Raw genomic sequence first — 16,385 nt, 5'->3', positions numbered from 1 at the left:
GAACTTTCGAACCGCCGTGACGTTTCCTGCTTGGTCTTTTCAGCAAGCGGGGCACCATGAGCTTTTCATTTTCGGAACTCGACTTCCTCAAGCCGGAGCTGGGGGCGGAGTATACGGGTTCTGGCACCCATTTCGCGGTATTCTCCGCGCATGCGGAACAGATGGAGCTCTGTCTCTTCTCGCCTGATGGAAAGAATGAGATCGCCCGGCTGCCGTTGCCGAAACGCGAAGGCGATATCTGGTCGGGCTATATTGCCGGCATCGGCCCCGGCACCGTCTACGGTTATCGCGCTCATGGTCCCTACGAGCCTGCCGCCGGCCATCGCTTCAATCCGAACAAGCTGCTGCTCGATCCCTATGCCAAACAGGTGACGGGCGAGTTGACGTGGGACGATGCGCTGTTCGGCTACCAGATCGGCGAGGATGACCTTTCCTTCGACGAGCGCGACAGCGCGCCCTTCACGGTTAAGGGCGTGGTGCAGGATCCGGACTTCGACTGGGCGGGTGAAGAGGCGATCCGCCGCCCTTGGCCCGACACGATCATCTATGAGGCGCATGTGCGCGGCCTGACGATGACGCATCCGAAAGTGCCTGACCGGCTGCGCGGCACATTTCTCGGCATGTGCAGCGATCCGATCATCGACCATCTCGTCAAGCTCGGCATCTCAGCGATCGAGCTTCTGCCGATCCAATATTTCCTCGACGACCGTTATCTCCTGGAAAAGAACTTACGCAATTACTGGGGCTACCAGACGCTCGGCTTCTTTGCGCCGCAATCCCGCTACATGTCCGGCGACAAGATCACCGAGATCAAGACCATGGTGAAAAGGTTCCATGCCGCCGGCATCGAAGTCATCATGGACGTGGTCTATAACCACACCGCCGAAGGCAGCGAAAAAGGCCCGACACTGTCCTTCCGCGGGCTCGACAATGCGAGCTATTACATTCTCTCCCCCGATGATCCGCGCCATACCTTCGATACGACGGGTACCGGCAATACGCTGAACGTCGCCAACCCCATGGTGATGCGCATGGTGCTCGACAGCCTGCGTTACTGGGTGGGCGTCATGCATATCGACGGCTTCCGCTTCGATCTTGCCAGTACGCTCGGCCGGCAGGATCTGGAGTTCGACCGCCAGGGCGGCTTCTTCGGCGCCATCCGGCAGGATCCGATGCTATCGGGGGTCAAGCTGATCGCCGAACCCTGGGATATCGGTGAGGGCGGATATCAGGTCGGCGGCTTCCCGCATCCCTTCCGCGAATGGAACGACAAATTCCGCGACGACGTTCGCCGTTTCTGGAAGGGCGATGGCGGCATGGTGTCAGAGGTGGCGGCGCGTGTCACCGGCTCGGCGCCGCAGTTCAACCATTCGGACCGGGGAGCGACCTCCTCGATCAATCTTCTGTCGGCCCATGACGGCTTCACGCTGATGGACACGGTCTCCTTCAACGACAAGCACAACGAGGCGAACGGCGAGGATAACCGGGACGGCCATTCGGATAATCATTCCGACAATATGGGTGCCGAGGGTGCGACGGATAATGCCGATATCAACGCCGCGCGGTCACGGCGGCGGCGCAACATGATGGCGACGCTGATGCTCTCCCAGGGCGTGCCGATGATCCTTGCCGGCGACGAACTCGGCAACAGTCAGGGCGGCAACAACAACGCCTATTGCCAGGACAACGAAATCGGCTGGACGGATTGGGCAGGGCTCGACGACCCCTTCCTCGATTTCTGCCGGCAGGCAGTCGCCTTCCGCAAGGCCCACCCCGTCCTGCGGCAGGAGCGGTTCCTGACCGGAGAGACAGCCGAGGACGGGCGCATCGAGATCGCCTGGTACAAGCCCGACGGCAGTTTCATGGATGACGGCGCCTGGAATGACGACGGATTGCAGGTCATTGGCGTCTATCTCTCGAGGAGCGTGCATGCTCCGGATACCGAGAGGATGGACGACCTCTTCCTCGTCTTCAATGCAGGCGGCGATTGCGAGGTCCATCTGCCTGTCGTGAACGGGCTGAAACAGTGGTCGAGGGTTCTCGAAACGGGATCAGAGACGGAGGCTTTCGAGGTGCACGATGAGGACAATCCGGTGATGGTCTATGCCCAGAGCGTCGCAGTCTTCGCACCGAAGGGACAAACCGAACCGCCGCAAGGCGCGACAAAGGCCGAGCGTCGTCGCTGGTTCCAGTTCGGCCGCTGGAGCAAGTAGGTCTCAGAAAGCATGAATGCCGAAGCCATCACCGAACTTGGTCTCGTTTATGTCAGCGACACCGAACCTGGCATCCGAAGACGAAGGAAGGGCAAGGGCTTCAGCTACGTCATGCCCGACGGCACGACGCTCACTGATGAATCGCAGCGGGCGCGCATCAGGGCACTTGGATTGCCGCCGGCCTACGAGAATGTCTGGATCTGCCTCTACGAAAACGGTCATCTGCAGGCGACGGGCTTCGATGCGCGCGGCCGCAAGCAATACCGCTATCACAAGGACTGGCAATCCTTTCGAAGTGCGGGAAAATTCCATCAGTTGATCGAGTTCGGCCGGGCGCTGCCTCGGATCCGCCGGACCGTGCTGCGCCATCTCGACACCGGTGCGGAGGATGTCAACGGCGTACTTGCGGCTTTGACGACGCTGCTCGACGAGGCGCACTTACGCGTCGGCAACCAGGCCTATGTCAGGGAGAACGGCACCTATGGCGCAACGACGCTGCTGAAGCGCCACCTGAAGATCGTCGCCGGTCAGATAGAGCTGAAATTTCGCGCCAAGGGTGGCAAGCGCGTCCAGCGCAGCCTCAAGCATCCCAGGCTCCAGAAGATCCTGGAGGAGATAGCCGATCTGCCCGGCCGCCAGCTCTTCGTCTGGAAGGACGAAAGCGGGACGCTGAAGCCGATCGATTCCGGCCGGTTAAACGCCTATCTCGCCGAGATATCGGGGGTTCCGATTTCGGCGAAAACCTTCCGCACCTGGGCGGGCTCGCTGGCGGCCTTCGGTGTGGCGCGCGAGACAATTGCCGGCGGCGGCCGGCCGACGGTAAAGCAAATGTCGGAGGCCGCGGCCGAGACGCTGCACAACACACCGGCGATCTCGCGCTCGAGCTATATCCATCCCGCGGTCATCGCGCTCGCCGGCAACAATCATCCGCTGGTCGAGAGCGGCAACGAGCCGCTGCGGGGCTTGCGGGCCGAGGAAAACAGGCTACTTGATTTCCTCACAAGCGAGATCGAAGAATGAGCCCCAGACATCCGCCGGCATCTGACGTATCGTTGACACATCCCGACCGGCTCTACTGGCCGGACGAGGGCGTGACCAAGCAGGCGCTGGCGGATTACTACGCGGCGGTCTGGCCGTTCATGGCGCCTTATGTCGTCAATCGGCCGTTGGCGCTGCTGCGTCTGCCGGATGGGATAAAAAGCCACCAACGGTTTTTTCAGAAACATGCCTGGAAGGGCATGAACCCGCATATCGAAGAGATTGCCGATCCGCAGGATGCTGACGGCGAAAAGCTGCTGCGCATCGCCGATTTCAACGGTCTCGTGGCGTTGGTGCAGTCGGCCGTGCTCGAAATTCATCCCTGGGGCGTAACGACCGACGATTGGGAACGACCCGATATGATCACCATGGACCTCGATCCCGGCGAGGACGTTGCCTGGGGCGCGGCGATAACGGCAGCGCTTGAATTGAAGGCACGGCTGGAAGCCCGCGGGTTGGCTGCCTTCGTCAAGACATCGGGCGGCAAGGGGCTGCATGTGGTGACGCCGCTTGCGCCGAAGGCCGGCTGGGCGAAGGTGAAGGATTTCGCCTATTCACTGGCCGAAAGCATGTCGGCCGACGCGCCGGACAAATATCTGGCAACCGCGACAAAGGCAAAACGCGGTGGACATATCTATATCGATTATCTCCGCAACGGCCGCGGCAACACGGCGGTCGCGGCCTATTCGACGCGGGCGCGATCGGGCGCGCCAGTTTCGATGCCGCTGGATTGGTCAGAATTGAACGAGGTGAACGGTCCCGCCGCTTTCACGCTCGGCAACGTGCCGCGGCGATTGGAGACCCGGCCGAAGGACCCATGGGGAAATTTCTTCGATGCGGCCGTGCCACTGGAATGAACGGCTCTTAACTCAGCCCGCACTGTCGAGCTCAGGATAGTGCCTGAAAATCCCTTCCTCGTTGAAGGCGAGGCGGCGGGGGGAGGCGAGATAGCGGACGATGTTTGGACGCTTAGCCACCGCATCATGCAGAGCCAGAAGGGCGGGATATTCCGCCTTGCGGTTTGTCATGGCTCTCGGGAAGGCGTAGCTCAGGCCCTCGATCATCTGGAAGAGCGAGAGGTCGACATAGGTGAGCGCATCGCCGACCAGATGGTTGGGGCCTTTCGGATTTTGCCGCAGCACACGCTCGAAATAGCCGAGGAATTTCGGAATGCGTTCGCGGATGAAGGCGGCTGAGCGAGCTTTTGCCTCTGGCTTCTGGTCCTCGTAATAGAGCGACATATCGATCGGGTGATGCGTATCGTGCACTTCGGCGACGAAATCCGTGACGGTCAGCTGCAGGCCGTTGACGACATGGCGAAGGCCTTCATCCTCGGGCGCAAGGCCGAGCTTCGGACCGAGATAAAGCAGGATGTTGGCGACATGCGGGATAATGAGGTCACCGTCCTTCAGGAAGGGCGGGGCAAAAGGAATGTGCGGTTCGCTTTCGCTCTCCATGATGTCGAACATGGCGCCGGTGCCGCGCCCGGGCTGGCGGGTGATGTCGATATAGTCAGCGCCGGCCTCTTCCAGCGCCAACCGCACGAATTCGCCGCGGCCTTGAATGCCGTCCCAATAATAAAGCTCATATGCCATGGCTGCTCAATCCTTCGGTTGGCGACCGAAGTCTTTTCGCAGTTCGTCCTTGGCTTTTTCAAGGGTACCGCGCCGCTTTTTCGTCAGTTGGTTGCCGGCGCGGTTGATGTAGAAGGTCAGCATCGACATGGCGGCGCGAAAGGGACTCGACTTGCGGCGGTCGCTCTCTTCGGCTGAGTGCTTGACGGAGCGGGCAATCTTCTTCGGATCGTCCGATTTGAACACGCCTTCTTTTAGGTCCAGCGCATCGCTGTGTTCGGTGACGTCCTGCGACCATTTCTTCCTCGATTTGGCCATGGGTCAAACTCCCTGTGCGGCTGGCGGAAAGCCTCCGCTTGCCGCATCCTCGTTAATGGTGGCTGTGGTGTTCGTTGCGCTTGCGCGTCGCAGCGGCCTTCTTCGCGGAAGCGGAACGTTCCTCCTTCGAGCGTGCGGCGGAGGCCGCGCCGCCGATGCGGCCGCCCTTTTCAGAAGATTCATGCGTATCCTTCTTGCCGCGGCCGGAACCGGATTTGTTGCCGCCTCCGCTTTCCTTGTTGACGGTCGCCCAGGCACGCCGTTCGGCTTCCTTCTCGGAGACGCCGCGATCCTCGTAGCCCTCCTCGATATGCTCGGCCTTGCGTTTCTGCTTGTCGGTATAGTCGGATTTGTCACCTCTCGGCATTTTTGCCTCCTCTGGCTTTCAAAGGGAGTGAACCGATACGGAGGCCAAAAGTTCCGGTCATACGATCATGGTCTGCAGGCCCAGGATTCGGAACAAAAGTCGATTTTATCAGGTATCCGATGGGAAAAGTCTGCATGAGCCCGCACATAAGAAGGAGCCGAGAACATGGAAAAACACATCGTCAAAGCCGATGGAAACGGCGCGATCGACGTGAACGGTCAGGCATGCCGGTCACCTATACCCGATCCTGCCGACACGATCTCGATCGAACTGATGGCGCGTGACGACAGCTGCATCAGTGAGGTGGATCTGATGCGCAAATATCCCGAGTTCGACGGCGCCGACGCATAAAGCAGAAGTTACAGCATTTCCACGACTGGCAGAAAACAGAAATGCCTTAGCCGACAGGTCGCTGCTGGACGGCGTTCCTGACCGCCTGGTCGAGCGCCGAGCTGCTGAAAGGTTTTGACAACAGTACCGAGCCGGGGAAACGGTTTGCATCCGGCAGGCTGCTGTTGCCGGTGGCAAAGACCAGGCCGACCGACGGAAAGGCCTCCCGCGCCTTGGCGGCAAAGGCCGGACCCGACATGCCGGGCAAGCCGACATCGGCGACGATGATGTCGATGATGGTGTGTCCGAGGATTTCCACGCCCCGCTCACCGCTATCAGCCTCGATGACGTCATAGCCGAGATCCTGCAGAATCTCGGCAGTATCCATGCGGATGAAGGCGTCATCTTCCACGAGCAGCAGCTTCAGCTTTTCACCGGCTATATCGGGCTGGGCAACCGGTGCTGCGGCATTGCTCGCCCCTTGGCCGCGTTGGCTCCGGTTGGCAAGCACGTGGCTGATCTTGCGGGCGAGTTCCTCGCGTGTATAGGGCTTGGAGAGCAGTTCGAGGCCGGGATCGAGCCTGCCGCCATGGACGATCGAATTTTCAGTATAGCCTGATGTGTAGAGCACGGCGATATCGGGCAGGCGCTCGCGCGCCATGCGCGCAAGTTCCGGGCTCCTCAACGGGCCGGGCATGATGACATCGGTAAAGAGCAGATCGATATGGGCGCCGCTTTCGATAACGGTGAGCGCGCTTTGCGCATCCTTGGACTTCAGCACGTAATAGCCGAGATCCGTCAGCATCTCAACGACAGTCGTGCGCACACCCTCGTCATCCTCGGCGACAAGGATGGTTTCCGTGCCCCCGGTTGCCGGCACGCTGTCGACATTGGTGATGCCATCCTCGCTCTGGAACGAGCGGGGCAGGTAGAGCTTGACGGTCGTGCCTTCGCCGATCTCACTGTAGATCTTCACATGGCCGCCGGACTGCTTGACGAAGCCATAGACCATCGACAGGCCAAGTCCGGTACCCTTGCCTTCCGGTTTCGTTGAGAAGAAGGGTTCGAATGCCTGTTCTATTACCTCCTGCATCATGCCGGAGCCGGTATCGGTGACCGCCAGCACGACATATTGGCCGGCGGTGACTTCAGGATGGGCGCGGCTGTAGGAATCGTCGAGGAAGGCGTTGCCGACCTCGATTGTCAACTTGCCGGCGCCATCCATCGCGTCCCGGGAGTTGATCGCAAGATTGAGCAGGGCGTTCTCGATCTGGGTCGGATCGGCAAAGCTGTTCCAGAGGCCACCGGAGACCATGGTCTCGACTTCGATCTCTTCGCCAAGCGCGCGGCGCAGCATGTCGTCCATGCCGGTGACGAGGCGGCCGATATTGACGACCTTCGGTTCCAGCGGTTGGCGGCGGCCGAAGGCGAGCAACTGGCTTGCCAGTCGCGAGCCGCGTCCGACGGCGGCAAGCGCGTTGGAAATGCGTTCCTTGCCCCGGCCGTTATCAGCCACATCCTTGCCGAGAAGCTGCAGGTTGCCGGAGATCACTTGCAGCAGATTGTTGAAATCATGGGCGACGCCGCCGGTAAGCTTGCCGATCGATTCCATCTTCTGCGATTGCTGGAGTGCTGCTTCGGCTTGCTGGCGCTCGGCAATCTCTGCCGCGACGCGGACCTCGAGCATTTCATTGAGTTTCCGCAGCTGATCTTCCATATCGCGGCGCTGGTCGATTTCGACTTTGGCGGCACGGAAGAGCCGGATATTGTCGATCGCGACGGCCGATTGGCCGGCGAGGCTGACGAGGCTCGCCTCGGCTGCTTGGGAAAAACGGCCGGGCTGGCCGTGGCCAAAGAACAAACCGCCGATGACACTGCCGTCGCGTGATTTCACCGGCACGGCAAGATAGCTCCTGACCGGCAGATGCCCCTTCGGCATGCCTGCATGCGGCGCATTCTGCCCGTAGCGCGGGTCGAGCAGGATGTCGTCGGAGCGCACGATGCCTTCGCCGTCGAAGGTCGGCGCGAAGACCTTGGTATTGCGTGGCATCGGGAATTTCTCGAAGTTCTTCCGATCGACGCCTGAGAGCGCGTAGAGCATGTAGCTGCCGCGCTCACCGTCATCGACATTGTAGAAGAAGGCGCCGAATTCCGCGCCGGTCAGCGTCACGCCGGCATCGACGACAATCTGGGTGAGGCGTTCGACATTGGGCTCGGCGGTGATCGCGGCGCCCGCCCGGTTGACGACTGCAAGCGCGTCCGATTTTGCACGCAGCTCTTCCAGCGCAATCTGTTCGCCGCGCTTGGCCGACACCTGGTCTGTGACATCAAGGGCCGCACAGAGGATGCCGGCGACCATGCCGTCATCGTCGCGCAGCGGGGTGTAGGAGAAGGTGAACCAGGTGTCCTCGGTGCGGCCGTCGCGGCGCATCGGGATGAGCAGTTCCTTGAAGAGCTGCGAACCGCCTTCCAGAGTGCTGGCGATGATTGGCGAGAACTGTTCCCAAATATCAGCCCAGACCTCGCGGAAGGGTCTTCCGAGGGCATCGGGATGTCGCTCCGGGAAAACAGGCACATAGGCGTCATTGTAGAGAAAAGCGAGATCCGGACCCCAGGCGACGAATTTAGGCTGGCGGGAATTCAACACCATTTCGGCGATATGCTTGAGAGACGCAGGCCAGCTTTCGACCGGACCGAGACCGACGGCGTGGAAAGCCGGATGCCGTAACAATTCGCCGATTTCGCCGCCGCCTGTCGGCCAGCCGTTCGCGACGCTTCCCATTCAAAATCGCTTTCTTGTCGTCAGCCGCGCCGGGTGATTGGCCACCTCGGGATCAGCCCTTCCAAACCGTCAACATAGAGGCTTCCGATAGGAGGGAAAGGGCGCGGTCGAAATATCCTTAACCGCCGGGCGTTCAACACTTTTAGCAGTCTGCGGACGGCGCCTGCGGGCTGTTATTTTCGATAGAGTTTTTGCGATGCGGCGAAGGCGCGGCCGATGTCGAAGGAGGGCCGCTGCACCGGCGCGCGCGGATCGCGGAAAACCAGCCCGACGAGATTGTCGACGACAAGGATGAACCCAAGCGCGAGACCGAGATAGAGCAGCGCGGCGATGATGAGGAGCGACATCTCCATCCCTCACACGATCGTGGTCGAAGCGCAGCCGCTGGCTGCGAAGAGCGGGATGGAAAGGATTTCGATACGGCCGTCGTTCATGGCAACCTCCCCGGTTTCGCCATTAACAGCCATTGGATGTTCTTGTTCCCGGTTGTCGGGCGGGGGAACAACTTTATTTTGAAGCCTCAAAGCTTGCAGCGTCATCCGGCCTCTGTTCACCCCCGCATGGAAGCCCACCTCTCAAATTCCATAAAGCACAACTAATTCAGGCATATGACAAAGAGGGATCAAAGGGCGTCGCGACGACGCCCTTTTAATCGACATGCTCGGTATTCCAGTGTTCAGGACGCCGTCTTGCGGCTCGCAGTCCGTTTCGCTGCCGGTGTCACGACGCCGTTCGTCTTGCTGCCCGTCACGCTGCGTTTCGCCTTGGACTTGACTTCCTTGCCGTTGGAAGACGCGGCAGAGCCATCGAGCGTGTCGCGCTCGTGTCGTGCCTGTTCCCAATGAATGGAATCTCGCCCTATCGGATATCCCTCTTCTTCCCAGAGGGTGTATGCACGTTTTTTGATCCACTCTTCCCGAGTTTCTGCCATCGCTGATCTCCAGTCACATGATGCCGTCGTTCGAACGCGATACTGCTGAGATGGTTCCAGAGGTGGGGAACTGTTTCAAGCGAAATCGCGCCGCAACCCGAAATATTTCGCATCGCAGCATATTAGGGTTGAGAATCGGCACTCAAGCGGGCCGAAACGCCGCCGCCTTGTGCAGATCTGACACGAACTCCCGGCGCTGCCGCTGTTGCTCTTCTTCGTCGCGGATGCGCAAGAGATAGGAGGGGTGGATGGTGACCAGAACAGGCGGACGATTTGTCGGATGCAGGATATGGCCCCGCTCCGGCGTCAGCTTTGCTTTCGGGCCGAGCAGCGCATAAAGAGCGGTTGCGCCGAGCGTCACGACGAGTTTCGGCTGCAGGATATTGATCTCTGCGCCGAGCCACCAGGCGCACCGCCTGATCTCGCCGGCATTCGGTTTTGAATGCAGCCGCCGTTTGCCGCGTGGCGTGAACTTGAAATGCTTGACCGCATTGGTGACATAACAGCGTTGACGATCGAGACCGGCCTCTTCGAGGCAGCGATCGAGCAGCCGGCCGGCGGGGCCGACAAAGGGCCTGCCGGTCAGATCCTCCTGATCGCCCGGCTGCTCGCCGACGAGGACGATCTCGGCTTTACCCAGACCTTCGCCGAAGACGATCTGCGTGGCATTTTTGTAGAGATCACAGCGGGTGCAGTCTTCGGCCTGATGCCGGAGTTCGGCAATGCTGTCAGCATCCGCGACTTCGAGCGCCAAGGCGGGACCGACGTTTGCGGCTAAGTTCATGATGGCGATCCTCATTTCCTTGGGGTCAATCGATCTGTGCCGGGATTGTTCCCGTTCGGGAATGAGCCGCGCGCTTTGCAATCTGCAGGCCCATTCCGGAACCTTTCACGATCGGTCCCCGGGCTGGCACAATGGTCACGGTGAAAAATTTCGCCTCATGGGAGAGCGGCAGTGTGATTGAACGTCGCGGTTTCGCGGCTATATTCGCCAGCGATGTTCTATCTCCTATCAACCTACTGGCCGCATATCCTCTTTGTCGTTTCGATCGCCATGGGGGCCGCGGCGGCGATCCATGCCGCCATGACCAAGGAGGAGGTGCGTGCCGCGATCGGCTGGGTCGGCGTCATCATTCTCTCTCCGATCATCGGCGCGGTGCTTTACGCGATTGCCGGCATCAACCGCATCCGCCGCAAATCGTTGAGCGTCCGCCGCGACGCGCTGCTGCTTGCGGCCGAATTCGACGAACTGGAGACATTCGATGCCGAGGCCGAGACGGTGATCAGCCAGTTCGGCCGCCGTTTTGCCGCGCTGCAGACGCTGGGCGACCGGGTGACTCGCAATCCGCTGACGACAGGCAATACGATCGACGTGCTGGAGACCGGCGACGAGGCCTATGCCGCGATGAAATCAGCCATCGACGAGGCGACGCGCAGCATCCTGCTCGAAACCTATATTTTCGACCGAGATGCGGTTGGCCTTCGCATCGCCGATGCGCTGATTGCCGCGGTCAGGCGTGGTGTGGAGGTCCGGGTCCTGATCGACGCGGTCGGGGCGCGTTATTCGGTGCCGAGCATTCTCGGCCATCTCAGGGAGAGCGGCGTCACTGTTGCCGTCTTCAACGGCAACGTCATCATGGGCTTGCGGCTGCCTTATGCCAATCTGCGCACCCACCGCAAGATCCTGATCGTCGACGGGAAAATTGCGCTGACAGGCGGGATGAACATCAGGGCGGGCTTCAGCGAGGAGGCGACAGGCGAAAACTTTGCCCACGACACGCATTTTAGCGTCACGGGCCCTGTCGTGGCCGACCTCTTCGACCTCGCCGCCGAAGACTGGCGCTTCTCGACGCAGGAGTTGTTGAACGACGAGCCGTGGCGCATCGAACCGCCAGAGCGCAGCGCCGGTGATCCCATACTGATGCGTGTCGTCGCCTCCGGCCCGGACCGCAGCGTCGAGACCAACCATAAGATGCTGATGGGCGCTTTTTCCGTGGCGCGCCAATCGATCCGCATCATGTCGCCCTATTTCCTGCCGGACCGCGAACTCATCAGCGCGCTGGTGACGGCGGCGCGGCGCGGCGTCGAAGTCGACATCGTCGTGCCTGCTGTCAACAACCTCGTCCTGGTCGACCGGGCGATGACGGCGCAATTCGACCAGATCCTCAAGAATTATTGCCGCATCTGGCGCTCCACCGGCAACTTCAGCCATTCGAAGCTGCTGACGATCGACGGCACCTGGGCCTATGTCGGCTCTTCCAATCTCGACCCGCGTTCGCTGCGGCTGAATTTCGAGGTCGATCTCGAAGTGCTGAACGAGGGCTTCGCCGCCGAGATCGACGAGCACATCGAGGAAACCTTGAAAACGGCAGCGCCGGTGACGCTTGAGGGCCTGCAGGCGCGACCCTTCGCGGTGCGGCTGATCGAAAAGGTGCTATGGCTGGGGTCGCCCTATCTCTGACGGATTTTTTGTGATCGGACGTGGTAAGTTCGGCTTGCCTGCCTATACTGCTGAGACAAGCATTTTCGATCAACGGGACGAGTGCGCCTGCCGATGCACGCCAGAAAAGACAGCCTTCCCGCCAGCATTCTCGCCTCGATCAGGAGCAGGAAAAAGCGGCTCGACCCAGCCTATACCGAGGCAAGGCCGCGCAGTGCGGGAACGCTGATCGCCTCCTACAACGTACACAAGTGCATCGGCACCGACCGCCGTTTCGATCCGGAGCGCACCAGCCGGGTGATCCATGAAATCGGCGCCGACGTGATTGCGCTCCAGGAGGCCGATACGCGCTTTGGCGAACGCACGGGCATTCTCGATCTCGGCCGGCTGGAGCGGGAGACGGGACTGATCCCGGTGCCGATTGCCGGCATGGCGAAGGCGCATGGCTGGCACGGCAATGTCGTGCTCTTCAAGAAGGGGCTGGTGCATGACGTGCACCAGGTCAAGCTGCCGGGACTGGAGCCGCGCGGGGCGCTGGTTGCCGAAATCGAACTCGAGCAGGGCGGGGTGCTGCGCATCATCGCCGCGCATTTCGGATTGCTGCGCCATAGCAGAGCCCAGCAGGCCCGCACGCTGGTCGAACTGATCAACGACAGGCACGAGATGCCGACCATCCTGCTTGGCGACCTCAACGAATGGCGGCTCGGCGACCGGTCTTCGCTCAACACCTTCCAATCCGCCTTCGGCGAGCTGCCGGCCGCCGTACCGAGTTTCCCCGCCGGCCTGCCGCTTCTGGCCCTCGACCGGATCATCGCCAACCGCAAGGGGATCATTTCGGAGGTGGAAGCGCATGATACGCCACTGGCGCGCATCGCCTCCGACCACCTGCCGATCAAGGCGCTCGTCGATCTGGAGCCGGTGCCGGTCTGATGTCATGGCGACAGTGGGTGCTGTCGCCGTTCTCACTTCGCCCGGCGCCTGGCCATGGCTGAAACGTCACCAGTCGGATGACGTTCAATATGATCTCGAATATCCGCCTGCGCATCGATATCTCTCCTTCGCGTCATATGCCGCCTCTTGCCTGGCGCCTTCAAACGAGCTTATCGTCGCCCTCGAATGACTTGAGGTTATGGATGAAGCGTGGACGCCTGCCATTGACGGCTTTGCGGAGTTTCGAGGTCGCCGGCCGCCTCGAAAGCTTCACGCTGGCGGCGCAGGAGCTGTTCATCTCGCAGGCAGCGGTCAGCCGGCAGATCCGCGAGCTTGAGACGTCGCTGGGCGAAGCGCTCTTCGAGCGCCGCCATCGCAGGGTCCATCTCACCGCTTCCGGGGCCAGGCTGCTGGCGATCCTGACCTTATCCTTCGACCGGATCGATGAATGCCTGGAGGAGATTCGCGGCCGGTCGACGGCTGCCGCGATCACGATCAGCGCGGAACCTTCCTTCGCGGCATGCTGGCTCGTTCCCCGCCTGCCGGAGTTTCGCGAGCGGCATCCCGAGATCGAGGTGACGATCGACTCCGATCCACGCCTCGTCGAGTTCCGCAGTGGCCAGGCCGACATCGCCATCCGCCATAGCGCGGTCGCCACCGCCTGGCCGAGGACCGAGAACAGGCATCTCGCCGATGTCAGAATGACAGCGGTCGCAGCGCCTGCCTTGCTCAAGATGGGGCCGGCGATCAAGCGGCCGGGGGACATTCTGCGCCACACGCTGCTGCATGAGGAAAACCGGGACGTGTGGTCGCGCTGGTTCGAAGCTGCTGGCATCGCCATGCCGGAGATGGCGCGGGGGCCGATCTATGCCGATGGTGGCCTGGTGATGCAGGCTGTCCTGCGCGGGCAGGGCGTAGCGCTGATGGACGAGATCTTCGCCGAGGAGGAGATCAAAGCAGGCCGGCTGCTTCGCCTCTTCGATCTTGCCATTCCTCACGGCGCCTACTGGCTTGTTGCGCGCAGTTTCGAACGGCTCAGCCCATCTGCCTCGCTCTTCGTGCACTGGATCGCGTCCCGGATCAGGGGATTCTGAAGGGGCGGACGAGGGCGATCTATTGTCTGTGCCGCACGACCTCGGTCGGCACCGTGATGAAGGCCCCCAAACCCTGCGGCACGTGACTGTGACCGGGTGGCCGAATTGCCTTCGGCAGATTGCTCGACACGCGCATTAATACCGCCTTTTGGCGAGTGCCAAAGTAAAGCACACTAACTGCGGGTTTGACGTTTAATTAAACAGAAATCCCTAAAATTCATACAATACTTACCAAGAGCCAAGTTTGCGACCTGGCCTGACATCGTTCCAAGGAGTGAATACATGCGCAGGCCTACCGTCCGAACCTCCCTGATCGTCATCAATCTGACCTTTGCGTCCATTTTTCTCGGCTTCGCAATGTTCTCGCTGAGTAGCGTGCGAGCGGTAAATGAGGACACTACTGCCATTGCCAGGAATTGGCTGCCAAGCGTTTCCGTCGTCAGGAACATTCAACTCCAACTTCAGAAGATGAAGTTCGCATATGCCAATCACATCATGTCCCTCAGTGACGAAGCGATCGCGGCGGCTGAAAAGCAGGTTACCGCACAGAGGGAAGAGCTGGCAAAAGCGATCGAAGCCTATAACGCGTTGATATCATCGCCTCACGAGAAAGAATTACTGGAACAGATCGCAAAAGGCGCAACCGACTACGCGAATGCAGCCGAGCCGATGCTCGAGAAATCTCGTAAGAACGACAACGATGCGGCGAAGGTCATTTTCTACAACGATATGGAGCCCATTATCCAAGAAGCCGACAAGGACGCTAGCGAGCTGCTTTACATCAACGTCAAGGGTTCGGATGCCTCATACGAGAGCAGCGAGCTAACCTATAGTGCGATCCTCTGGAGCACCTGGGGCCTTATTGCCTTAGTCTTGGCGATTGTCGCTGGCGCGATTGTCTACGTTGCCGCGCAGATCGCCCGTCCAATCAACGCGATTACGGGTTCGATGACCGGGCTTGCTGCAGGCAACACGGCGGCAATCATTCCTTATGCCAGCCGAACCGACGAAATCGGCTCGATGGCTGGGGCGGTCGAAGTTTTCAGGCAGACGGCATTGGCCAAGATCAAAGCGGATCAGGAAATTGAGGTAAGTCGCGCCCTTTCAGAAGGTGAACGCCAGAGACGTGAGGAGATTGACCGTGCGCGAGCGGCGGCGATGGCTCAGGCGACGAACGGATTGGCCGGAAACTTGAAGAAGCTGGCTGACGGCGATCTCACAATCCAGATCAGCGAGCCATTCGATGCTGATTTTGAGGCGCTAAGGAGCGACTTCAACAGTGCCGTGGCCCAGCTCTGTCGCACGCTGACCAAAGTGGCCGGCTCGACAGTGGGTATCGACAGCGGATCGAACGAGATCGCCAACAGTGCGAACGACCTCGCAAGACGCACCGAGCAGCAGGCGGCGGCTTTGGAACAAACGGCGGCCGCGCTGGACGAAATCACAGCAAACGTCGCCTCATCTTCCAAACGCGCCGAGGAAGCTCGGAAGGTTGCCGCTGAGGCCAACGCCAGCGCAGCGACGTCCGGCCAGATTGTCACACAAGCAGTCGAAGCAATGAGCCGCATCGAGCAATCTTCCAACGAGATATCGACCATTATCGGTGTCATTGACGAAATCGCCTTTCAGACGAATCTCCTCGCGTTGAACGCAGGTGTTGAAGCTGCACGCGCGGGCGAAGCTGGCAAGGGCTTCGCGGTCGTTGCCCAGGAGGTCCGCGAGCTGGCGCAGCGCTCGGCAAAGGCGGCAAAGGAAATCAAATCGCTCATTCAAACGTCGAGCGGGGAGGTGGCAACAGGTGTCGAGCTGGTCTCGAAAACCGGCAGTGCCTTGAAGCAGATCGGTGAGCTCGTGGTAGCAATGAACCAACACGTCGAAGCGATCGCAGTATCGTCGCGCGAGCAGTCGACAGGTCTCGCTGAGATAAACACGGCAGTTAACAGCCTCGATCAGACGACCCAACAGAATGCTGCGATGGTCGAGGAGGCGAGTGCCGCCTCCACGTCGCTGGCGAACGAGACCGTTACGCTACGCGAGCTGATTGGACAATTCAAAGTGGGTGACGGAACGGGACACCAAGCCTATGCTTTCCGCAAGACTGCATAGTTCACCTGTTATCGATCGGACTAAAAGTTCACTCGATGATTACGTCGCCGTGAACGCACCGTTGCGTCCGCCAAATCTCGGGTTCGGACGCCGATTCTCCGTCAACGGGCGTACAAATTGGCAATTGACAGGATGGTAGCGCTCTCCGCGTGATGTCCAGCTAAGCCGCTTTTTGGCCCGGCGCCCAACCCCCACATTGGCACGAATGCACTATGAAACCCGCAACCTCCCAATAAGAACGGAGAACGGGCTTGCCACCATG

At 60.4% G+C, this 16,385-nt stretch carries 16 protein-coding genes; 8 read left to right on the top strand and 8 right to left on the bottom strand.

Features of this window, described 5'->3' with window-relative positions:
- The first annotated feature begins 56 nt into the window (after positions 1-56).
- Genes glgX through ligD form a run of 3 tightly spaced genes read left to right on the top strand, consistent with a single transcriptional unit; the run spans position 57 to position 4,108 of the window.
- The gene (gene glgX, locus ACIPSK_RS00530; protein ID WP_162115269.1) at positions 57-2,213 is read left to right on the top strand and encodes a glycogen debranching protein GlgX; all 2,157 of its coding nucleotides are present in this window, start codon (positions 57-59) and stop codon (positions 2,211-2,213) included.
- A 12-nt stretch (positions 2,214-2,225) separates the two neighbouring features.
- Positions 2,226-3,233, top strand: a complete 1,008-nt coding sequence (locus tag ACIPSK_RS00525) for a DNA topoisomerase IB (protein WP_162115270.1) — start codon at positions 2,226-2,228, stop codon at positions 3,231-3,233.
- Positions 3,230-4,108, top strand: a complete 879-nt coding sequence (gene ligD / locus ACIPSK_RS00520) for a non-homologous end-joining DNA ligase (protein WP_162115271.1) — start codon at positions 3,230-3,232, stop codon at positions 4,106-4,108. Before ACIPSK_RS00525 ends, ligD begins: the two co-directional genes overlap by 4 nt.
- Positions 4,109-4,120: 12 nt before the next feature.
- On the opposite strand, the gene ACIPSK_RS00515 is transcribed toward ligD, so the two are convergent.
- The 3 genes from ACIPSK_RS00515 to ACIPSK_RS00505 are packed head-to-tail and all read right to left on the bottom strand — an operon-like array spanning position 4,121 to position 5,510.
- Positions 4,121-4,846, bottom strand: a complete 726-nt coding sequence (locus ACIPSK_RS00515; RefSeq protein ID WP_162115272.1) for a glutathione S-transferase — start codon at positions 4,844-4,846, stop codon at positions 4,121-4,123.
- A gap of 6 nt (positions 4,847-4,852) precedes the next feature.
- A complete protein-coding gene (locus ACIPSK_RS00510) occupies positions 4,853-5,143 on the bottom strand; it encodes a DUF3175 domain-containing protein (protein ID WP_017968329.1) in 291 nt (96 codons plus the stop codon).
- A gap of 52 nt (positions 5,144-5,195) precedes the next feature.
- Positions 5,196-5,510 carry a hypothetical protein gene (locus tag ACIPSK_RS00505; protein ID WP_011655053.1) on the bottom strand — a complete coding sequence of 105 codons (315 nt, stop codon included), beginning with the start codon at positions 5,508-5,510 and terminating at the stop codon, positions 5,196-5,198.
- A 165-nt stretch (positions 5,511-5,675) separates the two neighbouring features.
- On the opposite strand from ACIPSK_RS00505, the gene ACIPSK_RS00500 reads away from it, so the two are divergent.
- Positions 5,676-5,861 (top strand): hypothetical protein, encoded by a 186-nt coding sequence (locus ACIPSK_RS00500; RefSeq protein WP_162115273.1) that lies wholly within the window; start codon positions 5,676-5,678, stop codon positions 5,859-5,861.
- A gap of 46 nt (positions 5,862-5,907) precedes the next feature.
- Here ACIPSK_RS00500 and ACIPSK_RS00495 read toward each other — a convergent pair whose 3' ends face one another.
- From ACIPSK_RS00495 to ACIPSK_RS00475, 5 genes are all read right to left on the bottom strand, one after another.
- Positions 5,908-8,622 carry a hybrid sensor histidine kinase/response regulator gene (locus ACIPSK_RS00495; protein ID WP_162115274.1) on the bottom strand — a complete coding sequence of 905 codons (2,715 nt, stop codon included), beginning with the start codon at positions 8,620-8,622 and terminating at the stop codon, positions 5,908-5,910.
- A gap of 173 nt (positions 8,623-8,795) precedes the next feature.
- The gene (locus ACIPSK_RS00490; protein WP_017968332.1) at positions 8,796-8,969 is read right to left on the bottom strand and encodes a hypothetical protein; all 174 of its coding nucleotides are present in this window, start codon (positions 8,967-8,969) and stop codon (positions 8,796-8,798) included.
- Between the two features lie 9 nt (positions 8,970-8,978).
- On the bottom strand, positions 8,979-9,161 hold the full coding sequence (locus ACIPSK_RS00485; RefSeq protein WP_017968333.1) for a hypothetical protein: 183 nt from the start codon (positions 9,159-9,161) through the stop codon (positions 8,979-8,981).
- A 137-nt stretch (positions 9,162-9,298) separates the two neighbouring features.
- Entirely contained in the window at positions 9,299-9,553 is a 255-nt protein-coding gene (locus tag ACIPSK_RS00480) for a DUF2934 domain-containing protein (RefSeq protein WP_026154587.1), read from the bottom strand.
- Positions 9,554-9,695: 142 nt separating this feature from the next.
- Positions 9,696-10,337, bottom strand: a complete 642-nt coding sequence (locus tag ACIPSK_RS00475) for a UdgX family uracil-DNA binding protein (RefSeq protein ID WP_162115275.1) — start codon at positions 10,335-10,337, stop codon at positions 9,696-9,698.
- 213 nt (positions 10,338-10,550) lie between these two features.
- Between ACIPSK_RS00475 and ACIPSK_RS00470 the strand changes: the two genes are divergently transcribed.
- From ACIPSK_RS00470 to ACIPSK_RS00455, 4 genes are all read left to right on the top strand, one after another.
- Positions 10,551-12,014 carry a phospholipase D-like domain-containing protein gene (locus tag ACIPSK_RS00470; RefSeq protein ID WP_162115363.1) on the top strand — a complete coding sequence of 488 codons (1,464 nt, stop codon included), beginning with the start codon at positions 10,551-10,553 and terminating at the stop codon, positions 12,012-12,014.
- 93 nt (positions 12,015-12,107) lie between these two features.
- Complete coding sequence (locus tag ACIPSK_RS00465) at positions 12,108-12,923, top strand: endonuclease/exonuclease/phosphatase family protein (RefSeq protein WP_026154589.1); 816 nt, start codon at positions 12,108-12,110, stop codon at positions 12,921-12,923.
- A 203-nt stretch (positions 12,924-13,126) separates the two neighbouring features.
- Positions 13,127-14,017, top strand: coding sequence for a LysR substrate-binding domain-containing protein (locus ACIPSK_RS00460; protein WP_162115276.1), 891 nt, complete (start codon positions 13,127-13,129; stop codon positions 14,015-14,017).
- A gap of 282 nt (positions 14,018-14,299) precedes the next feature.
- Positions 14,300-16,123 (top strand): HAMP domain-containing methyl-accepting chemotaxis protein, encoded by a 1,824-nt coding sequence (locus ACIPSK_RS00455; RefSeq protein WP_162115277.1) that lies wholly within the window; start codon positions 14,300-14,302, stop codon positions 16,121-16,123.
- Positions 16,124-16,385: the final 262 nt, after the last annotated feature.

This window comes from Rhizobium sp. LARHSG275 (assembly GCF_052871115.1).
Note: the sequence above shows the minus strand (reverse complement) of the source record. Positions and strands in the feature narration are given on the sequence as shown.

Coding starts and splice junctions, on each gene's coding strand:
- glgX (WP_162115269.1), top strand. CDS start 57: ATGAGCTTTTCATTTTCGGAACTCGACTTCCTCAAGCCGGAGCTGGGG.
- ACIPSK_RS00525 (WP_162115270.1), top strand. CDS start 2,226: ATGAATGCCGAAGCCATCACCGAACTTGGTCTCGTTTATGTCAGCGAC.
- ligD (WP_162115271.1), top strand. CDS start 3,230: ATGAGCCCCAGACATCCGCCGGCATCTGACGTATCGTTGACACATCCC.
- ACIPSK_RS00515 (WP_162115272.1), bottom strand. CDS start 4,846: ATGGCATATGAGCTTTATTATTGGGACGGCATTCAAGGCCGCGGCGAA.
- ACIPSK_RS00510 (WP_017968329.1), bottom strand. CDS start 5,143: ATGGCCAAATCGAGGAAGAAATGGTCGCAGGACGTCACCGAACACAGC.
- ACIPSK_RS00505 (WP_011655053.1), bottom strand. CDS start 5,510: ATGCCGAGAGGTGACAAATCCGACTATACCGACAAGCAGAAACGCAAG.
- ACIPSK_RS00500 (WP_162115273.1), top strand. CDS start 5,676: ATGGAAAAACACATCGTCAAAGCCGATGGAAACGGCGCGATCGACGTG.
- ACIPSK_RS00495 (WP_162115274.1), bottom strand. CDS start 8,622: ATGGGAAGCGTCGCGAACGGCTGGCCGACAGGCGGCGGCGAAATCGGC.
- ACIPSK_RS00490 (WP_017968332.1), bottom strand. CDS start 8,969: ATGTCGCTCCTCATCATCGCCGCGCTGCTCTATCTCGGTCTCGCGCTT.
- ACIPSK_RS00485 (WP_017968333.1), bottom strand. CDS start 9,161: ATGACGCTGCAAGCTTTGAGGCTTCAAAATAAAGTTGTTCCCCCGCCC.
- ACIPSK_RS00480 (WP_026154587.1), bottom strand. CDS start 9,553: ATGGCAGAAACTCGGGAAGAGTGGATCAAAAAACGTGCATACACCCTC.
- ACIPSK_RS00475 (WP_162115275.1), bottom strand. CDS start 10,337: ATGAACTTAGCCGCAAACGTCGGTCCCGCCTTGGCGCTCGAAGTCGCG.
- ACIPSK_RS00470 (WP_162115363.1), top strand. CDS start 10,551: ATGTTCTATCTCCTATCAACCTACTGGCCGCATATCCTCTTTGTCGTT.
- ACIPSK_RS00465 (WP_026154589.1), top strand. CDS start 12,108: ATGCACGCCAGAAAAGACAGCCTTCCCGCCAGCATTCTCGCCTCGATC.
- ACIPSK_RS00460 (WP_162115276.1), top strand. CDS start 13,127: ATGAAGCGTGGACGCCTGCCATTGACGGCTTTGCGGAGTTTCGAGGTC.
- ACIPSK_RS00455 (WP_162115277.1), top strand. CDS start 14,300: ATGCGCAGGCCTACCGTCCGAACCTCCCTGATCGTCATCAATCTGACC.